This is a genomic window from Bradyrhizobium sp. AZCC 2176 (assembly GCF_036924645.1).
GTDB lineage: Bacteria > Pseudomonadota > Alphaproteobacteria > Rhizobiales > Xanthobacteraceae > Bradyrhizobium.
Map to the genome: position 1 here is coordinate 5455674 of NZ_JAZHRX010000001.1, position 14578 is coordinate 5470251.

General features: G+C 63.4%; 13 protein-coding genes. 6 read left to right on the forward strand and 7 right to left on the reverse strand.

The annotated features are described in order from the left end of the window. Together V1288_RS25585 and V1288_RS25590 are read right to left on the reverse strand one after the other, a co-directional pair. On the reverse strand, positions 1–1815 hold the full coding sequence (locus tag V1288_RS25585; protein ID WP_334359678.1) for an ABC-F family ATP-binding cassette domain-containing protein: 1815 nt from the start codon (positions 1813–1815) through the stop codon (positions 1–3). A 3-nt stretch (positions 1816–1818) separates the two neighbouring features. Continuing rightward, positions 1819–2313 (reverse strand): YaiI/YqxD family protein, encoded by a 495-nt coding sequence (locus tag V1288_RS25590; protein WP_334359679.1) that lies wholly within the window; start codon positions 2311–2313, stop codon positions 1819–1821. Positions 2314–2459: 146 nt separating this feature from the next. Here V1288_RS25590 and V1288_RS25595 point away from each other — a divergent pair, with 146 nt between their 5' ends. After that, entirely contained in the window at positions 2460–3254 is a 795-nt protein-coding gene (locus V1288_RS25595; RefSeq protein ID WP_334359680.1) for a hypothetical protein, read from the forward strand. 111 nt (positions 3255–3365) lie between these two features. Here V1288_RS25595 and V1288_RS25600 read toward each other — a convergent pair whose 3' ends face one another. Next, positions 3366–5738, reverse strand: coding sequence for a xanthine dehydrogenase family protein molybdopterin-binding subunit (locus tag V1288_RS25600; protein WP_334359681.1), 2373 nt, complete (start codon positions 5736–5738; stop codon positions 3366–3368). Positions 5739–5948: 210 nt separating this feature from the next. Here V1288_RS25600 and V1288_RS25605 point away from each other — a divergent pair, with 210 nt between their 5' ends. Beyond that, a complete protein-coding gene (locus V1288_RS25605) occupies positions 5949–6992 on the forward strand; it encodes a Ppx/GppA phosphatase family protein (RefSeq protein WP_334359682.1) in 1044 nt (347 codons plus the stop codon). A gap of 138 nt (positions 6993–7130) precedes the next feature. On the opposite strand, the gene V1288_RS25610 is transcribed toward V1288_RS25605, so the two are convergent. Beyond that, the gene (locus V1288_RS25610; RefSeq protein WP_334359683.1) at positions 7131–7727 is read right to left on the reverse strand and encodes a phasin family protein; all 597 of its coding nucleotides are present in this window, start codon (positions 7725–7727) and stop codon (positions 7131–7133) included. Positions 7728–8042: 315 nt separating this feature from the next. Here V1288_RS25610 and V1288_RS25615 point away from each other — a divergent pair, with 315 nt between their 5' ends. Further along, positions 8043–8732: an RlmE family RNA methyltransferase gene (locus V1288_RS25615; RefSeq protein WP_334359684.1), complete on the forward strand. Its 690-nt coding sequence runs from the start codon at positions 8043–8045 to the stop codon at positions 8730–8732. Between the two features lie 205 nt (positions 8733–8937). Further along, positions 8938–9771 carry a Crp/Fnr family transcriptional regulator gene (locus V1288_RS25620; protein WP_334359685.1) on the forward strand — a complete coding sequence of 278 codons (834 nt, stop codon included), beginning with the start codon at positions 8938–8940 and terminating at the stop codon, positions 9769–9771. 28 nt (positions 9772–9799) lie between these two features. Here V1288_RS25620 and V1288_RS25625 read toward each other — a convergent pair whose 3' ends face one another. The 3 genes from V1288_RS25625 to V1288_RS25635 form a co-directional block, all read right to left on the reverse strand. Beyond that, a complete protein-coding gene (locus V1288_RS25625) occupies positions 9800–10021 on the reverse strand; it encodes a hypothetical protein (protein ID WP_334359686.1) in 222 nt (73 codons plus the stop codon). Positions 10022–10136: 115 nt separating this feature from the next. Further along, on the reverse strand, positions 10137–10631 hold the full coding sequence (locus V1288_RS25630) for a phasin family protein (protein ID WP_334359687.1): 495 nt from the start codon (positions 10629–10631) through the stop codon (positions 10137–10139). Positions 10632–10948: 317 nt separating this feature from the next. Further along, the gene (locus V1288_RS25635) at positions 10949–12424 is read right to left on the reverse strand and encodes a DHA2 family efflux MFS transporter permease subunit (RefSeq protein WP_334359688.1); all 1476 of its coding nucleotides are present in this window, start codon (positions 12422–12424) and stop codon (positions 10949–10951) included. 137 nt (positions 12425–12561) lie between these two features. On the opposite strand from V1288_RS25635, the gene V1288_RS25640 reads away from it, so the two are divergent. Together V1288_RS25640 and guaB are read left to right on the forward strand one after the other, a co-directional pair. Further along, positions 12562–12810 (forward strand): hypothetical protein, encoded by a 249-nt coding sequence (locus V1288_RS25640; protein WP_334359689.1) that lies wholly within the window; start codon positions 12562–12564, stop codon positions 12808–12810. Between the two features lie 208 nt (positions 12811–13018). Then, complete coding sequence (gene guaB / locus V1288_RS25645) at positions 13019–14509, forward strand: IMP dehydrogenase (protein WP_334359690.1); 1491 nt, start codon at positions 13019–13021, stop codon at positions 14507–14509. Positions 14510–14578: the final 69 nt, after the last annotated feature.

Here is a 14578-nt window from a genome sequence, read left to right on the forward strand (position 1 = left end):
TCAAGCCTGCTCTATCTCTTCTCGCAAAACTTCCAGCTCCAGCCACCGGTCTTCGGCGGCCGCCAGCTCTTCCTGCGCCTTCGCCATCGCCGCGGAGGCCGCATCGAACTTCTTGCGATCCTTGGCGTAGAGGTCGGGATCGTCAAGCATCTTCTGCTGTTTCGCGATCTCGGCGTGTAACTTTGCGATCGTCTTTGGAAGGGTTTCCAGCGCGTGTTTCTCGTTGAAGTTCAGCCGACGCTTCGGCGCCGCGGAGGGCGTGGCAGCCTTGGCCTCTTTCTTTTCTTCCGCAGGCGGTGTCGGCTTCGGCGCTTCCCGCGACAAATCCTCGCCGCGCTGCGCGAGCATGTCGGTGTAGCCGCCGGCATATTCGATCCAGCGGCCGTTGCCCTCGGGCACGATCACCGACGTCACCACCCGATCCAGGAAGTCGCGGTCGTGGCTGATCAGGATCACCGTGCCCTCATAGTCGCCGAGCATTTCCTCGAGCACGTCAAGCGTCTCGAGGTCGAGGTCATTGGTCGGTTCGTCGAGCACCAGCAGGTTCGACGGTTTCGCCAGCGCACGGGCCAGCATCAGCCGGCCGCGCTCGCCGCCGGAGAGCGCTTCCAGCGGTGTGCCGCGTTGCTCCTGCGCGAACAGAAAGTCCTTCATGTAGCCGATGACGTGCCTGGGCTTGCCGCCGACCATGACGTGGTCACCGCGGCCGCCGGTCATGGCTTCGGCCAGCGTCGATTTCGGATCGAGGCTTTCGCGGTGCTGGTCGAGCGTCGCCATTTCGATATTGGCGCCAAGCCGGATTGTGCCGCTATCCGGCGGATCGTTGCCGATCAGGAGGTGGACCAGCGTGGTCTTGCCGGCCCCGTTGGGCCCGACGATGCCGATCCGGTCGCCGCGCTGCACACGGGTCGAGAAGCCTTCGACGATCTTTCGCTCGCCATAGGCCTTGGCGACGTTCTTGGCTTCGATCACCAGCCGGCCGGATTTGTCGGCTTCCGCAGCGGCGAGATTGGCGTTGCCGGTCGCACCACGATAATCGCGCCGCTGGTCGCGCAGCGCGTGCAGATTGCCGAGCCGCTTGACGTTGCGCTTGCGCCGGCCGGAGACGCCGTAGCGCAGCCAGTGCTCCTCGTTGACGATCTTGCGGTCGAGCTTGTGCTGGTCGCGCTCTTCTTCCGCCAGCACCTCGTCGCGCCAGGCTTCGAACGCCGAGAAGCCGCGGTCGATCTGCCGGATCTGGCCGCGGTCGAGCCAGGCGGTCGAGCGCGACAGGTTGGACAGGAAACGACGGTCGTGGCTGATAATGACGAGCGCACAGCGGCGGCTTTGCAGTTCGCCTTCCAGCCATTCGATGGTGGGAAGGTCCAGATGGTTGGTCGGCTCGTCCAGCAGCAGGATATCGGGCGAGGGAGCCAGCACGCGTGCCAGCGCCGCGCGGCGGGCCTCGCCACCCGAGACGTGCGCGGGATCTTCATCGCCGGAAAGCCCAAGCTGTTCGACGAGATAGCGCGCCTGGTAATGATCGTCGCCCGGGCCGAGGCCCGCCTCGACATAGGCCAGCGTCGTCTTGTGGTCGCCGAAATCAGGCTCCTGCGGCAGATAGCGGATGGTGGCGCCCGGCTGCACGAAGCGGTTGCCGCCATCGGGCTCGACGAGGCCGGCGGCGATCTTGAGCAGCGTCGATTTGCCGGAGCCGTTGCGCCCGATCAGGCAGACGCGCTCACCCGATGACACCGACAACTCGACGCCCGACAGCAGCGGCGTGCCGCCAAACGTCAGCCTTATATCCTTCAACTGGATCAGCGGTGGCGCCATCGTTCAATCCTGGTTCGGCGCAGGCTGCTGCGCGCGCTGGCGCTGGATGCGGCGGATGGCCTGGTCGAGCGCCGACAGGAACGCCGAGCGGTCGCGCGGGGCAAACGACCTTGGACCGCCGGTCACTTCGCCGGATGAGCGCAGATCGGTCATGAGATTGCGAACCGCCAGCGTCATGCCGATGGACGCTTCCGTGAACGGCTTGCCGTTCGGCGCAATCACTTCGGCTCCTGTTTTCACGCAGCGGCTGGCGAGCGGGATATCCGACGTGATGACGATGTCACCTTTGCCGGCGCGCTCGGCGATCCAGTCGTCGGCGGCATCCATGCCGGACCCAGCGGCAATGCGCTCGATCAGCGGATCCTGCGGCACGCGGATGAAATTGCCTGCGACCACGCTGACCGGCAGGCCGTGCCGGCCCGCGACGCGATAGATCTCGTCCTTCACCGGGCAGGCGTCGGCATCGACATAAATGCGGGTTGGGTTCAATTCAGGCATATCTCGGCGGCGTGTTCTTGCCCGCGCGTGGTAACCTATTCGATGTTCGAATGCGAGGAAAACAGGGGGCGGGAACACGCTTGCCACGGTACATTCTTTGCGTACGATAAACGGCTGAAAACAACCAAGAATAAGGGGAAACCGGCATGCCCATCGAGCCGTATCGCGTCCAGGCCTACAACACCGCCAAACAATCCGAAAACAAGATGCATGACGACACCGTGGCAAAGCGGTTCGGATTCTCGGGCGGGCTGGTTCCGGGCGTCGACGTGATGGCCTACATGGTGCACCAGCCGGTCGCAAAATGGGGCCGCGCCTTCCTGGAACGCGGCCTGATCGACGCCCGCTTCGTCAAGCCGGTCTATGACGGCGAGGTGACCGAGCTTACGGCAGACGAAGGCAACGGCGTGCTCTCGATCCAGGTGCAAAGCCGCGGCCAGCTCTGCGCCACCGGCACCGCATCATTGCCGGCATCCGCGCCGGCTGTTTCGATGGCCGACTACAAGGAAGTCGCGGCAGTCGCGGAGCGCAAGCCGGTCAATGCCGCTTCCTATGAGCTCGGCAAATGGCTCGGCACCATGCCGCGCGACTGGCCGGGCGATGCGGCCGCAGGCTATCTCGCCGACATCAGGGAAGCCGATCCGATCTACACGAAGGAGGGCCTCGGCCATCCCGGCCTGCTGCAACGGGTGATGAACCGGGTGCTGGTCGACAACGCAATCCTGGGCCCGTGGATTCACGTCGGCAGCCGCATGCAGCTTTTGTCGGCCACGAAGGCTGGCGACGTCATCACCGCCCGTGCCAAGGTGATCGGCAATTACGACAAGAAGGGTCATCGCTTCGTCGAGCTCGACGCACTGGTCGTCGCCAACGGCAAGACGCCGCTGGCACATTGCCGCCATGTCGCGATCTACCAGCCGCGCGAGCAGGCGGCGGCGTAGGCACAGTGCCCGCCCGTTCTCAGTCGTCATGCCCAGGTCTTGTGCCGGGCATCCACGTTCTTCGTGCAGCAAGACGTGGATGGCCGGGACAAGCCCGGCCATGACGGGGTCTCAAGCCGCCTTCGCCTTCGCATCCTGGATCGCGCGCCAAACCCGCTCCGGCGTCAAGGGCATGTCGATATGGGTGATGCCATACTCCGACAGCGCATCCACCACCGCATTGACGACGCAGACCAGGCTGCCGGCGCAGCCGGCTTCGCCGCAGCCTTTGGTGCCCAGCGGATTGGATTTTGCGGGCGAGGGATGGTCGCCGACTTCCATCGGCGGGATGTCTTCGGCCCGCGGCAGCGCGTAATCCATGAACGAGCCGGTGATCGGCTGGCCGCTGGAATCGTAGCTGACCTGCTCCATCAGCGCCTGGCCGATGCCCTGCGCCACGCCGCCGTGCAACTGGCCGGCGACGATCATCGGATTGACCACGGTGCCGAAATCGTTGACGGCGAAATAGCGCACGATTTGCACGACGCCGGTCTCGGGATCGATTTCCACTTCCGCGACATGGCAGCCATTGGGGAAGGTCGACGGCGTGTCCTTGGTGGCATGGTCGACGTCGAGCGACAACGGCACGCCCTCGGGCATCCTGCCCTCGCGCACCCGCTGCGCCAGCTCCATGATGCCGATCGAGCGGTCGGTGCCGGCGATGGTGAAGCGGCCACTGGCAAACTCGATATCGCCCTCGGACGCTTCCATCAGATGCGCGGCGGCCTGCTTGCCTTTGGCGATCACGAGTGCGCTAGCCTCCACGATCGCCTGGCCCGTCGCCGTGATCGAGCGCGAGCCGCCGGTGCCGTTGCCGAAGCGGACGAGATCGCTGTCGTTCTGCTCGATGGTGATTTTCTCGAAGGGAACGCCGAGTTGCGCCGACAGCACCTGCGCGAACGGCGTGGCGTGGCCCTGGCCGTAATCGAGCGTACCGGTGGTCAGCTTCACCGAACCATCGGGCTCGAAGGTGATCTTGCCGAGTTCGCCGCTCGGCGGCGCGGTGACTTCGAGATACGAGCCGACGGCAATGCCGCGCAGCTTGCCATTCTTCTTGCTCTCCTTCTTCCGCTTCGCAAAATTGGCGTGATCGGAGATCTCCAGCGCCTTGTTGAAGACGCCTGCGAAATCGCCGCTGTCATAGGTGACGCCCGAGGCCGCCGCGAACGGCAGTTGCGCCGGCTTGATGAAGTTGCGCTTGCGCAAGATCAGACGATTGATGCCCATCTCGTCGGCGGCGCGGTCGATCAGCCGCTCCATGTAGTAGTTGGCCTCGGGCCGGCCGGCGCCGCGATAGGCCCCCATCAGCGTGGTGTTGGTCAACACCGTCTTGATGTCAACGCCGAGCAGCGGCGTGCGGTAGACGCTGGCGAGGTTCTTGCCGGTGTTGAGCGACAGCGGCCCCGGCGCAACGCCGGTGATGTAGGCGCCGAGATTGCCGTAGCCCTGCAGGCGCACCGCGAGAAACCTGCCTTCGGCATCGAGCGCCAGCTCGGCGTGAATGAGCTGCGCACGGCCATGGCTGTCGGAGAGGAAGCTGGTCGAGCGCTCATCGGTCCACTTCACCGGGCGGCCCAGCGCCTTCGCCGCGTGCAGGATGCAGGTATACTCGGGATAGCTGACGTTCTTCATGCCGAAGGAGCCGCCGACATTGGCGGTCAGGACGCGAACCTTGTCGTTCGGCACGTTGAGGATTTTCGCCAGCGTCACCTTGTTGCCGGAGACGCCCTGCGTCGGCACCTGCAGCGTGAACCGTTCGGCCGCCTTGTCAAACGCCGCCAGCGCCACGCGCGGCTCCATCGACACTACGGCGACGCGGGTGTTGACGATGTCGAGTTTTGTCACATGCGCAGCCGCGGCAAACGCAGCGTCGATCTTGGCCGTATCGCCGTAGTGATAATCGAGCGCGACGTTGTTGGGGATGTGATCGTAAAGCTGAGGCGCGCCGGGCTTGGCGGCTTCCGCCGCATCGGTCACGGCAGGCAGCGGCGCGATGTCGAGTTCGACGGCCTCCGCCGCGTCACGCGCCTGCGCCAGCGTTTCCGCGACCACAAAGGCTACGGGATCGCCGACAAAGCGCACCTTGTCGGTCGCCAGCGCCGGACGGTTGGTCTGCAATAGCGGCGAGCCGTCGCGGCTCTTCAAGGGCAGGCCGCAGGTGAAGGGGCTGTAGCCGGCCGCTTCGAGATCCTTGCCGGTCCAGATGCCAAGCACGCCCGGCATCGCCTTGGCGGCGGCCGCGTCGATGCCCTTGATGATTCCGTGGGCATGGCTGGAGCGCACCATCCAGCAATAGGCTTGGCCGGGCAGGGTGAAATCGTCGGTATATTTGCCCTTGCCGCGAACCAGCGTGTCGTCTTCCTTGCGGCGCACAGGCTGCCCCACCCCGTATTTTTGCAGTGCGATAGCGTTGTCCAGGGAGGCGGCCGACGTGTGATCTTGCATCGAAAAATACCTGAAATGCTTGGGATTCTCTCGGATTTTCCCGGTTCCGCGGGGTCCTGCTGAGATAACGCACCGCGTCATGGCCGACAACGCCTGATTGGGCATAGTCCTATGTGATGGGTTGTTGCGTAGCCCCTTGGCGCTGCTAAAGTTTCCGTGAACGGTAATTTTCTTCGGCGGCCGGGAAGCGGACGCGGAAAGACAGTTTTGATGAAGGACGATACGCGGCTGCGCGAAGGTCTTGAGGCCTGCGCTAGCCCGTCAGGGTCGATTGCGGCGGCCACGGCAAACGGTGTCTATGCCGCGCTCGATCTTGGCACCAATAATTGCCGGCTTTTGATCGCCAGTCCGGCCGGCGATGGTTTTCGCGTGGTGGATTCGTTTTCGCGGATCATCCGGCTCGGCGAGGGCATTTCCGCGACCGGTTCCATCAGCGAGGCGGCGATCGACCGCGCCATCGCGGCGCTCAGCATCTGCAGCGACAAGATCCGCTATCGCAAGGCCCACCGCCTGCGGCTGATCGCAACCGAAGCCTGCCGTGCCGCCGCCAATGTCGACAGCTTTCGGGCGCGGGTTGCGGCGGAGACTGGCATCCGGCTCGAGGTGATCGATCGCGAAACCGAAGCGACGCTGGCCGTGATCGGCTGCTCGCCACTGCTCGACACAAGAGGCCGTGGCGCGATCCTGTTCGACATCGGCGGCGGCTCGACCGAATTGGTCCGGATCGAGCGCGATCCCACCGAGCAGAATGCGCCGCCGCGGATCAAGGCGTGGATGTCGATCCCGCTCGGCGTCGTCACTTTGGCCGAGCATTTCGGCGGACGTGACGTTACCGCCAAATGCTATGCGCAGATGGTGGGCGAAGTCGCGCAATATGTGGCGCCGTTCGCGGCCGAGCATGGCACCGATTTGCGCGACATGCATATGCTGGGGACATCCGGTACCGTGACGACGCTCGCCGGCATCCATCTCAACCTGGTGCGCTACGATCGCCGGCGCATCGACGGCATCTGGATGAACGGTTCCGACGTCACGACGGTGATCGAGCGGCTGCTTGGCATGAGCTATCAGGAGCGCGCCAACAATAATTGCATCAGCGTCGAGCGCGCCGATCTGGTGCTGGCCGGCTGCGCCATTCTGGATGCGATCCGCGATGCCTTCCCGCTGCCGCGGCTGCGCGTCGCCGACCGGGGCCTGCGCGAGGGCATGCTGGTCGAGATGATGCGCGAGGACGGCGCTCTTCGCGCGTGCTAGCACGCGGGCGTCCTCATCTGTCAGATTTGGTCAGCCTTGCGCTATGCGCAAAAACGGGAAAAGCGAAAAACGGGAAAAGCGGCTGAGATGCAGCCACTCTTCCTCCAAGTTCACCTTCCAAGTCCATCGGGAACCGGACTAGGCAGCACGCCGAATCTCTTCCATGTTTTGATTGATCTGCTTTCCGGCATCGTCGGCCAATTTGAGCGACAGGTCGGCTATCCGACGGCTGCTCTCCAGAACAGTTCCCACGGTTTCGCGCACCAAGTCAGTTTGTACGGCCGCAACCTCCTGAGGAGTTCGGCAGGCCCATAATTCGTTCATACGGTCCATGTTCTTCTCGACTTGATGTCGAACCAACTGCAAGTATTCCCGAGACATCCCGCCCATCACATTGGCAGCAGCGGTGCTTGCGTAAAGTATGGTTTGGGCGTTGCGGGCCGATCGTTCAGTTGCCTGTTGCACCCCGTCTCCTGACAAGCCCAGCGTGCGACCCAACTGCTCGGTAGACCGGCCCATGACCGTGTTTGCCATATCCAGACCGAACCGCCAGACGTTCTGTACCGTCTCGGCGTTTTGCTTGAGCAGATTGGCACTTGCCCGAGCCACTTCTTCCCCGGTCTCAGCCGCAGCTTGTCCGATGCGGCTGGTCTGTTCGGCAGTCCTCTCGCTGGCGCGGCGGGCTGCGTCTTCCATGCCTTGTGTTGACTTTTCCTCCTGGCGTGGGTTTGCCATCTTTTTTCTCCGCTGATTGCAGGTTGATGACTTGCCCCAGCCCCTTCCCGAGCAACGCAATCATTGTGCGACCGTTCCAGGTCTCCCGATATTTCGGTGATCCTCGATGCTGCCCAGGAATGCCCACATGTCCCGGTTGTGTCGCGGACTGGGCGGCGCGGCAGGTGCGCTGTTTCGCCGACCTTGTTATATTTCTGTGTGCCCGCTATGGGGCTGATGACCACAGGCGACATCATACTCGTTTCAACGCGAATCCGGTTTCGTGCTATTGATTCCAGGCTCCGGATCCGGGCGACATTCAAGACAAGCACCAATATGGCAAAAGACACCACCGGACGGCTGCACGTCACGGTCAAGACCGGTGGCAAGCGCAAGCTGTCATCAAAGCTCTGGCTCGAGCGTCAGCTCAACGATCCCTACGTAGCGAAGGCCAAGCGCGAGGGCTATCGCTCGCGCGCGGCCTACAAGCTGATCGAGATCGACGACAAATATCGCTTTCTCAAGCCCGGCATGGCGGTGGTCGATCTCGGCGCGGCCCCCGGCGGCTGGAGCCAGATCGCGGCGAAACGCGTCGGCGCGATCAACGGCAAGGGCAAGGTGATCGCGATCGACCTGCTGGAGATGCCGGAAATTCCCGGCGTCAATTTTGCGCAGCTCGATTTTCTGGCCGAGGACGCGCCCGAAAAACTGATTGCGATGATGGGCGGGCGCGCCGACGTGGTGATGTCCGACATGGCGCCCAATACCACCGGCCACCGCAAGACGGATCAATTGCGCATCGTCGGCCTTATCGAAACGGCGGCCGCCTTCGCCGCCGACGTGCTCAATCCCGGCGGAACGTTTCTGGCCAAGGCCTTTCAGAGCGGCGCAGACGCCGAACTGGTCGCGCAATTGAAGCGCGATTTCGCCAGCGTGCGCCACGTCAAGCCGGCTTCGAGCCGGCAGGATTCGTCCGAGCGCTACGTGCTGGCGATGGGATTTCGCCGCCAGCCCGCCCGGCTTTAGCGCAACCTTTACGCGGCCGCGGTCGATGAATGTCTGCCTGGTTGCGGCGTGAGCGGCGCTAACGCCCAGCCTGAGCAATGCCATTGGAACTTTTTCCCGGATGGCGCATATTACTGGCTCGGCGCGGTCTGTTCATTCGCATGCAGCCTGACGCCAGCAGCAGTTCTGCAGCGTGCGGCGCATCCGTCTGGGAAGGAGCTTTCCCGTGATGGAGCACAAGGCCAGAGTTGGTAATCGACTGTTAGCTGCGCTGCCGCCAGCAGAACTCAAACTCCTCGTGCCTCATTTCCGGATGGTCCCGCTTGAACGTGACGCCGTGCTGATGCGGTCGGGTGACGTGGTAGAAAAGATCTATTTCCCTCTTAGTGGATTGATCGCCTTCATCATGGATATGCCGAGCGGGCAAACGGTCGCGACCGCTCTCGTCGGCAACGAGGGAGCTGTGGGCATCCTGTCGACGCTGGGGCCTTCCCGCTCTCCGATGACCGCGGTGGTGCGGGTGGCGGGGACCACGTTGCAGATTTCGCCAGCACGGTTTCAAGCGGCGCTCGACCGCAGCAGCGCCTTGAATGGCGCGGTTCAGATCCTCTCCAGGGCACTGATGGCGCAATTCCAGCACGTCGCTGCCTGCAATGCGCTACACTCGGTCGAAGCCCGTCTGGCGAGATGGTTGCTGCACGTCCACGATCGGCTTGACGGGGACACCCTGCCGCTGACGCAGGAGACGCTTGCGGAATTTCTCGGCGTGCGGCGAACGACGGTGACGCATACCGTTTGCAAGCTCCGTGACTCGGGTGCGGTCCGATCCAATCGGCGGTCCTTCATTGAGATCGACAGGCCGCGGCTCGAAGCAGCAGCATGCGAGTGCTACCAGCTCATGCGCCGCAGGATCGGTCGGATCGTCTTGCCGGAGGAGATGACGCCGCCGGGGCCTGTCCGGAATCCCCGCGATCGAGCTGCCTTGTTTGCCGAGACAGAGGAGGTCCATCGCCACACGCCAAGCCAGGGAGTGACCGGCCCCCGCTCGAGGGGCCATTGACGGAGTTGCAGCAACGGCTTCAGCGGCTCTACGCTGATTGCAGGCTGAGTGTGGCCTTTTGCTTTAGCCGCTTCTCGTCTGGCTCGTGAACCCAGGCCTCCCTGGCAAACCATTCGTGGCTGGCTTTGCAGATCAAACAGAAGGTGCGCGCGAAAAACACCGGACTGCAGCGAAACCGTTCGCGATCCGCTTCCATGCCCGTCGGAATGGCGCGCCCCGTCTCGGGGCATTTGATCATGACGACGCCCATCTGCTGTTCCGTCCCTGGATTTTTGTATTGCGGCATGTCAGGTCGACATCGGCTGGAATGCGCCCTTCTCGTGGAGCGCTCGTTCCAGCCGATCCTGTCGGGCTGCGAAAGTGACTTAGAACCAGGACGCTTTCTGCAGCATGCCGGCAAAGCTCTTCTTGATTGGATCGGCACTCTCGGTCGCGATCTTGCGGGTGAGCTCCCAGATCTCCCGGTTTTGTGCGGCCGTGGCTCCGAAGTTCTTGCAGCCCTGGGCGGCGGAGAGCTGCAAGATTTCCGAGGGCGACTTCGTGCCCATGAGATGGGTGAGAAAATCGAAGGTGGAGCTGGTGTTGGCGGCCGAGAACTCGATCAATTTGGCGGCGTAGTCCGCGGCGCCTCTTGCGTTGGTTGAACAGGATTCCAGGAGAACGTCGGTGACTGCTCCGGAGGCCATCTTCATGTTTTCGATGCCTTCCTTCGCCCGCGTCATGTTCTGTTCGGCGATCCCATTAAAGATCCCCGGCACCGCGAAGAACGGCACGTCAAGTCCGCGCTTTTCATGTGGTCCGGCCGCTTTCGGGTTCGGCGGATTGTTATTCACGTCAACGTTCATATTGGCATCACTCACGGGTTTTCATCCTTTCAAGCGAACTGAAATCAACAACGATCGGATTTTTGTTCCCGGATCCTTCCGAGGCGCGTGCAGTGCCGCAGAGACGGAACCGAGAACCATTCCCCCAACTTCCACAAAGGCTAGGTGCTGCCGCGGATGACCGCCTCGCGCCCGCCTATACCAAAGTATATGGCGGACTGGCGCCGGGGCTTCCGTTCGCTTTCTGACTCTCACGGCGAAATTTTTTGAATGTCGGGTGTCCGACATGCCTCGGGAAGGCTCAGGCCCTGGCCTGCCGGTACTGCCATCAAGCGGGGCGATGCTGCGCCCGGTCAGCCCAGCCGCTGATCCCGCGCGTCTTCGGTGCCTTCGCCGACGGCCTTGGTCGCCGCTTTCTCCGCGCCCTTGCGGCTGGAAATCTCCACCGCCTTGCGCCCAGAAATTTCGTGGCCGGCATCGTCGGGCATCTGCCAGAAGAAATAAGCGGACGCCGCCGAGATGATCGCGACCACGATGAATGCCGGCGGAAATACGCCGGCCGTCAGTTCGGTGACGTGTCGATAAAGCATAGTCGATTCCACCGAGAACGCCCCGACCGCGACACCGGCAGAAATCGCCAGTTGCTGATTGACGCTGACCAGCGTGGTGGCGCGGCTCATCTGCGCCGGTTCGACTTCGGCATAGGCGACCGTATTGATCGCGGTGAATTGCAGCGAGCGGAAGAAGCCGCCGACGACCAGGATGATGAAGATCAGGAGCAGCGGCGTCGTCACCGTGAACAGCGCGCAGACGGCGAGGAAGACCGCGCTGATAATGGCGTTGACCGTCATCATGTAGCGGAAGCCGAACGCGCGGATGATGCGTGCGGCCAGCGTCTTCATGCCCATCGCGCCAACCGCAGAGGCAAACGTGACGAGGCCGGACTGGAACGGCGTCAGACCAAAACCTTCCTGCATCAACAGCGGCAGCAGGAACGGCAGCGCACCGATGCCGAGCCGGAACAGGAAGCCGCCGATAACGGCGGCACGCATGGTCGACAACCGCAGCAGCGAGAAATCCAGCACCGGCGAGCCGGTCCGCTTCGCGTGCATGACGTAGAGCGTCATCGAGATCGTGCCGACCGCGACGAGGCCGGCAACAACAGGCCAGGGCAGGAGGTTGAGTCCGGCGACCGAGAGGCCGAAAGCGATGCCGGCCAGTCCGATGCCGGCCAGCACCAGTCCGTAGAGATCGAAGCGCTCTGGATCCTCGCTCTTGATCGGGTCGATGTACTTCATCGCCATGAAGATGCCGAGCAGCCCGATCGGGAGGTTGATCAGGAAGATCCAGTGCCAGGAGAAATAGGTGGTGATGAAGCCGCCGAGCGGCGGCCCGATCACCGGCCCGATCAGCGCCGGCACCGTCACCCATGTCATCGCGTTGACCAGCGCGCTCTTGTTGATCGAGCGCAACAGCACCAGCCGCCCGACCGGCGTCATCATCGCCCCGCCCATGCCCTGCAGGATACGGGCGATGACAAAATGCGTCACGTTCTGCGACAGCGCACACCCGATCGACCCGATCATGAACACGCCGATGGCGATCGAGAACACCATGCGCGCGCCGAAGCGATCCGCGGTCCAGCCGCTGGCCGGAATGAACACCGCGAGCGACAGCAGATAGGACGTGATCGCAAGCTTCAGCGTCAGCGGGCTGGTGCCGATGTCGGCCGCGATCGCCGGCAGCGAGGTCGCAATCACCGTCGAGTCCATGTTCTCCATGAACAGCGCGGTGGCCACGATGAGCGGGATCAGGCGTTCTTTGGTCATCGGGATGCGGGGGACCGGAAAGAGAGGCAGGCAAGGGGCCTGTATCATCCCGCCGTCACGCAGGCCATTGCGGAAGGGGGCAAACCACCTAAATCCTCGGTGACGCTGGTATGCACCGCCAGCCGCTGGAGGTCCGCATGATCTACGTGCTCGCTGCCTTGTTGCCGCCGCTTGGGCTGCTGCTGAACGGGCAGCCGTTTTCGGCGATTTTCAACCTGGTCCTGATCGTGTTTTGCCTGGTTTTCGGGCTGGTTTTCCACGTCCTGCTGCTGGTGCCCTCGGCGCATGCGCTGATCGCGGTTTACATGAAGCGGGAAGACCGGCGGCACCGCGAGGTGGTGGAGGCGATCCGCCAGCATGGCCCGCCGCCGGGATACCGGTCCTGAGGCCCCACTAACCCCTTGGGATTGCGGCTTTTCCCGAAAAGCCTGTGCATAGCTGGCAAACGCTTTGATTCGGCGTCCCGCCATGCTATCGACCACCGTCAACCCCACCGATGGGCTTCGATTCGACGGCGATGCCGACAGCATCGCCGGAGGCGGCGTTCATCCATAAGAACTGATCGCGGCGGTGAGCCGCCGAAAGGAGTTGGCAATGGCGCAGGGACTTCAGGGTATCCGTGAAGCCTTCACGTTCGACGATGTGCTTCTGAAACCCGGTCTCTCGGATATCCTGCCCTCTGAGGCGGATATCCGTTCCCACGTGACCCGCGCAATCCCGCTCAACATCCCGATCATCGCATCCGCGATGGACACCGTCACCGAAGCGCGCATGGCGATCGCGATGGCGCAGGCCGGCGGCGTCGGCGTCATCCACCGCAATTTCGACGCCGAAGGGCAGGCCGCCCAGGTGCGGCAGGTCAAGAAGTATGAATCCGGCATGGTGGTCAATCCGCTGACCATCGGCCCCGACGCGATGCTGTCGGACGCGCTGGCGCTGATGAAGGATCACGGCTTTTCCGGCATTCCCGTCGTCACCGGCGCCAGCAAGAACTCGCCCGGCAAGCTGATCGGCATTCTCACCAACCGCGACGTCCGCTTTGCGACCGACCCGAAGCAAAAAGTGTCGGAGCTGATGACGCATGAAAACCTCGTCACGGTGCGCGAGGGCGTCAGCCAGGACGAGGCCAAGCGGATGCTGCACAAGCACCGCATCGAAAAGCTGCTCGTCGTCGACGACCAGTATCGCTGCGTCGGCCTGATCACCGTCAAGGACATGGAAAAAGCGGTCGCGCATCCGCTGGCCTGCAAGGACGAGCATGGTCGCTTGCGAGTGGCCGCCGCAACAACCGTGGGCGAGGGCGGCTTTGAGCGCACCGAGCGGCTGATCGACGCCGGCGTCGATTTGATCGTCGTCGATACTGCGCACGGCCATTCCTCGCGCGTGCTGGAGGCGGTCAACCGCATCAAGCGGCTCTCCAATGCCGTGCAGGTGATCGCCGGCAATATCGCGACGAAAGAGGGCGCGCAGGCGCTGATCGATGCGGGCGCGGACTCGATCAAGGTCGGCATCGGCCCGGGCTCGATCTGCACCACGCGCATCGTCGCCGGCGTCGGTGTGCCGCAGCTCACCGCGATCATCGATGCGGTGGAAGCGGCGAAGAAGGCCAACGTGCCCGTGATCGCCGACGGCGGCATCAAATATTCCGGCGATCTGGCGAAAGCGCTCGCTGCCGGCGCCGACATCGCCATGGTCGGCTCGCTGCTCGCCGGCACCGACGAGACGCCCGGCGAAGTGTTTCTGTGGCAGGGCCGTTCCTACAAGGCCTATCGCGGCATGGGCTCGGTCGGCGCGATGGCGCGCGGCTCGGCCGACCGCTACTTCCAGCAGGACATCAAGGACACGCTCAAGCTGGTGCCGGAGGGCATCGAGGGCCAGGTGCCTTATAAAGGCCCGGTCGGCAACGTCATGCACCAGCTCGCCGGCGGCTTGCGCGCGGCGATGGGCTATGTCGGCGCGCGCAACCTCGCCGAATTCCACGAGAAGGCGCAGTTCGTCCGCATCACCGGCGCGGGCCTGCGCGAAAGCCACGTCCACGACGTGACGATTACCCGCGAAAGCCCGAACTATCCGGGCGGGGCGTAATTCCCTCGCATGCCGTCATTCCGGGGCGCGAAGCGAACCCGGAATCTCGAGATTCCGGGTTCGATGCTT

Coding starts and splice junctions, on each gene's coding strand:
- V1288_RS25625 (WP_334359686.1), bottom strand. CDS start 10,021: ATGGGCGTCGTCATGATCAAATGCCCCGAGACGGGGCGCGCCATTCCG.
- V1288_RS25605 (WP_334359682.1), top strand. CDS start 5,949: ATGAAGGACGATACGCGGCTGCGCGAAGGTCTTGAGGCCTGCGCTAGC.
- V1288_RS25595 (WP_334359680.1), top strand. CDS start 2,460: ATGCCCATCGAGCCGTATCGCGTCCAGGCCTACAACACCGCCAAACAA.
- V1288_RS25635 (WP_334359688.1), bottom strand. CDS start 12,424: ATGACCAAAGAACGCCTGATCCCGCTCATCGTGGCCACCGCGCTGTTC.
- V1288_RS25640 (WP_334359689.1), top strand. CDS start 12,562: ATGATCTACGTGCTCGCTGCCTTGTTGCCGCCGCTTGGGCTGCTGCTG.
- guaB (WP_334359690.1), top strand. CDS start 13,019: ATGGCGCAGGGACTTCAGGGTATCCGTGAAGCCTTCACGTTCGACGAT.
- V1288_RS25615 (WP_334359684.1), top strand. CDS start 8,043: ATGGCAAAAGACACCACCGGACGGCTGCACGTCACGGTCAAGACCGGT.
- V1288_RS25585 (WP_334359678.1), bottom strand. CDS start 1,815: ATGGCGCCACCGCTGATCCAGTTGAAGGATATAAGGCTGACGTTTGGC.
- V1288_RS25610 (WP_334359683.1), bottom strand. CDS start 7,727: ATGGCAAACCCACGCCAGGAGGAAAAGTCAACACAAGGCATGGAAGAC.
- V1288_RS25590 (WP_334359679.1), bottom strand. CDS start 2,313: ATGCCTGAATTGAACCCAACCCGCATTTATGTCGATGCCGACGCCTGC.
- V1288_RS25600 (WP_334359681.1), bottom strand. CDS start 5,738: ATGCAAGATCACACGTCGGCCGCCTCCCTGGACAACGCTATCGCACTG.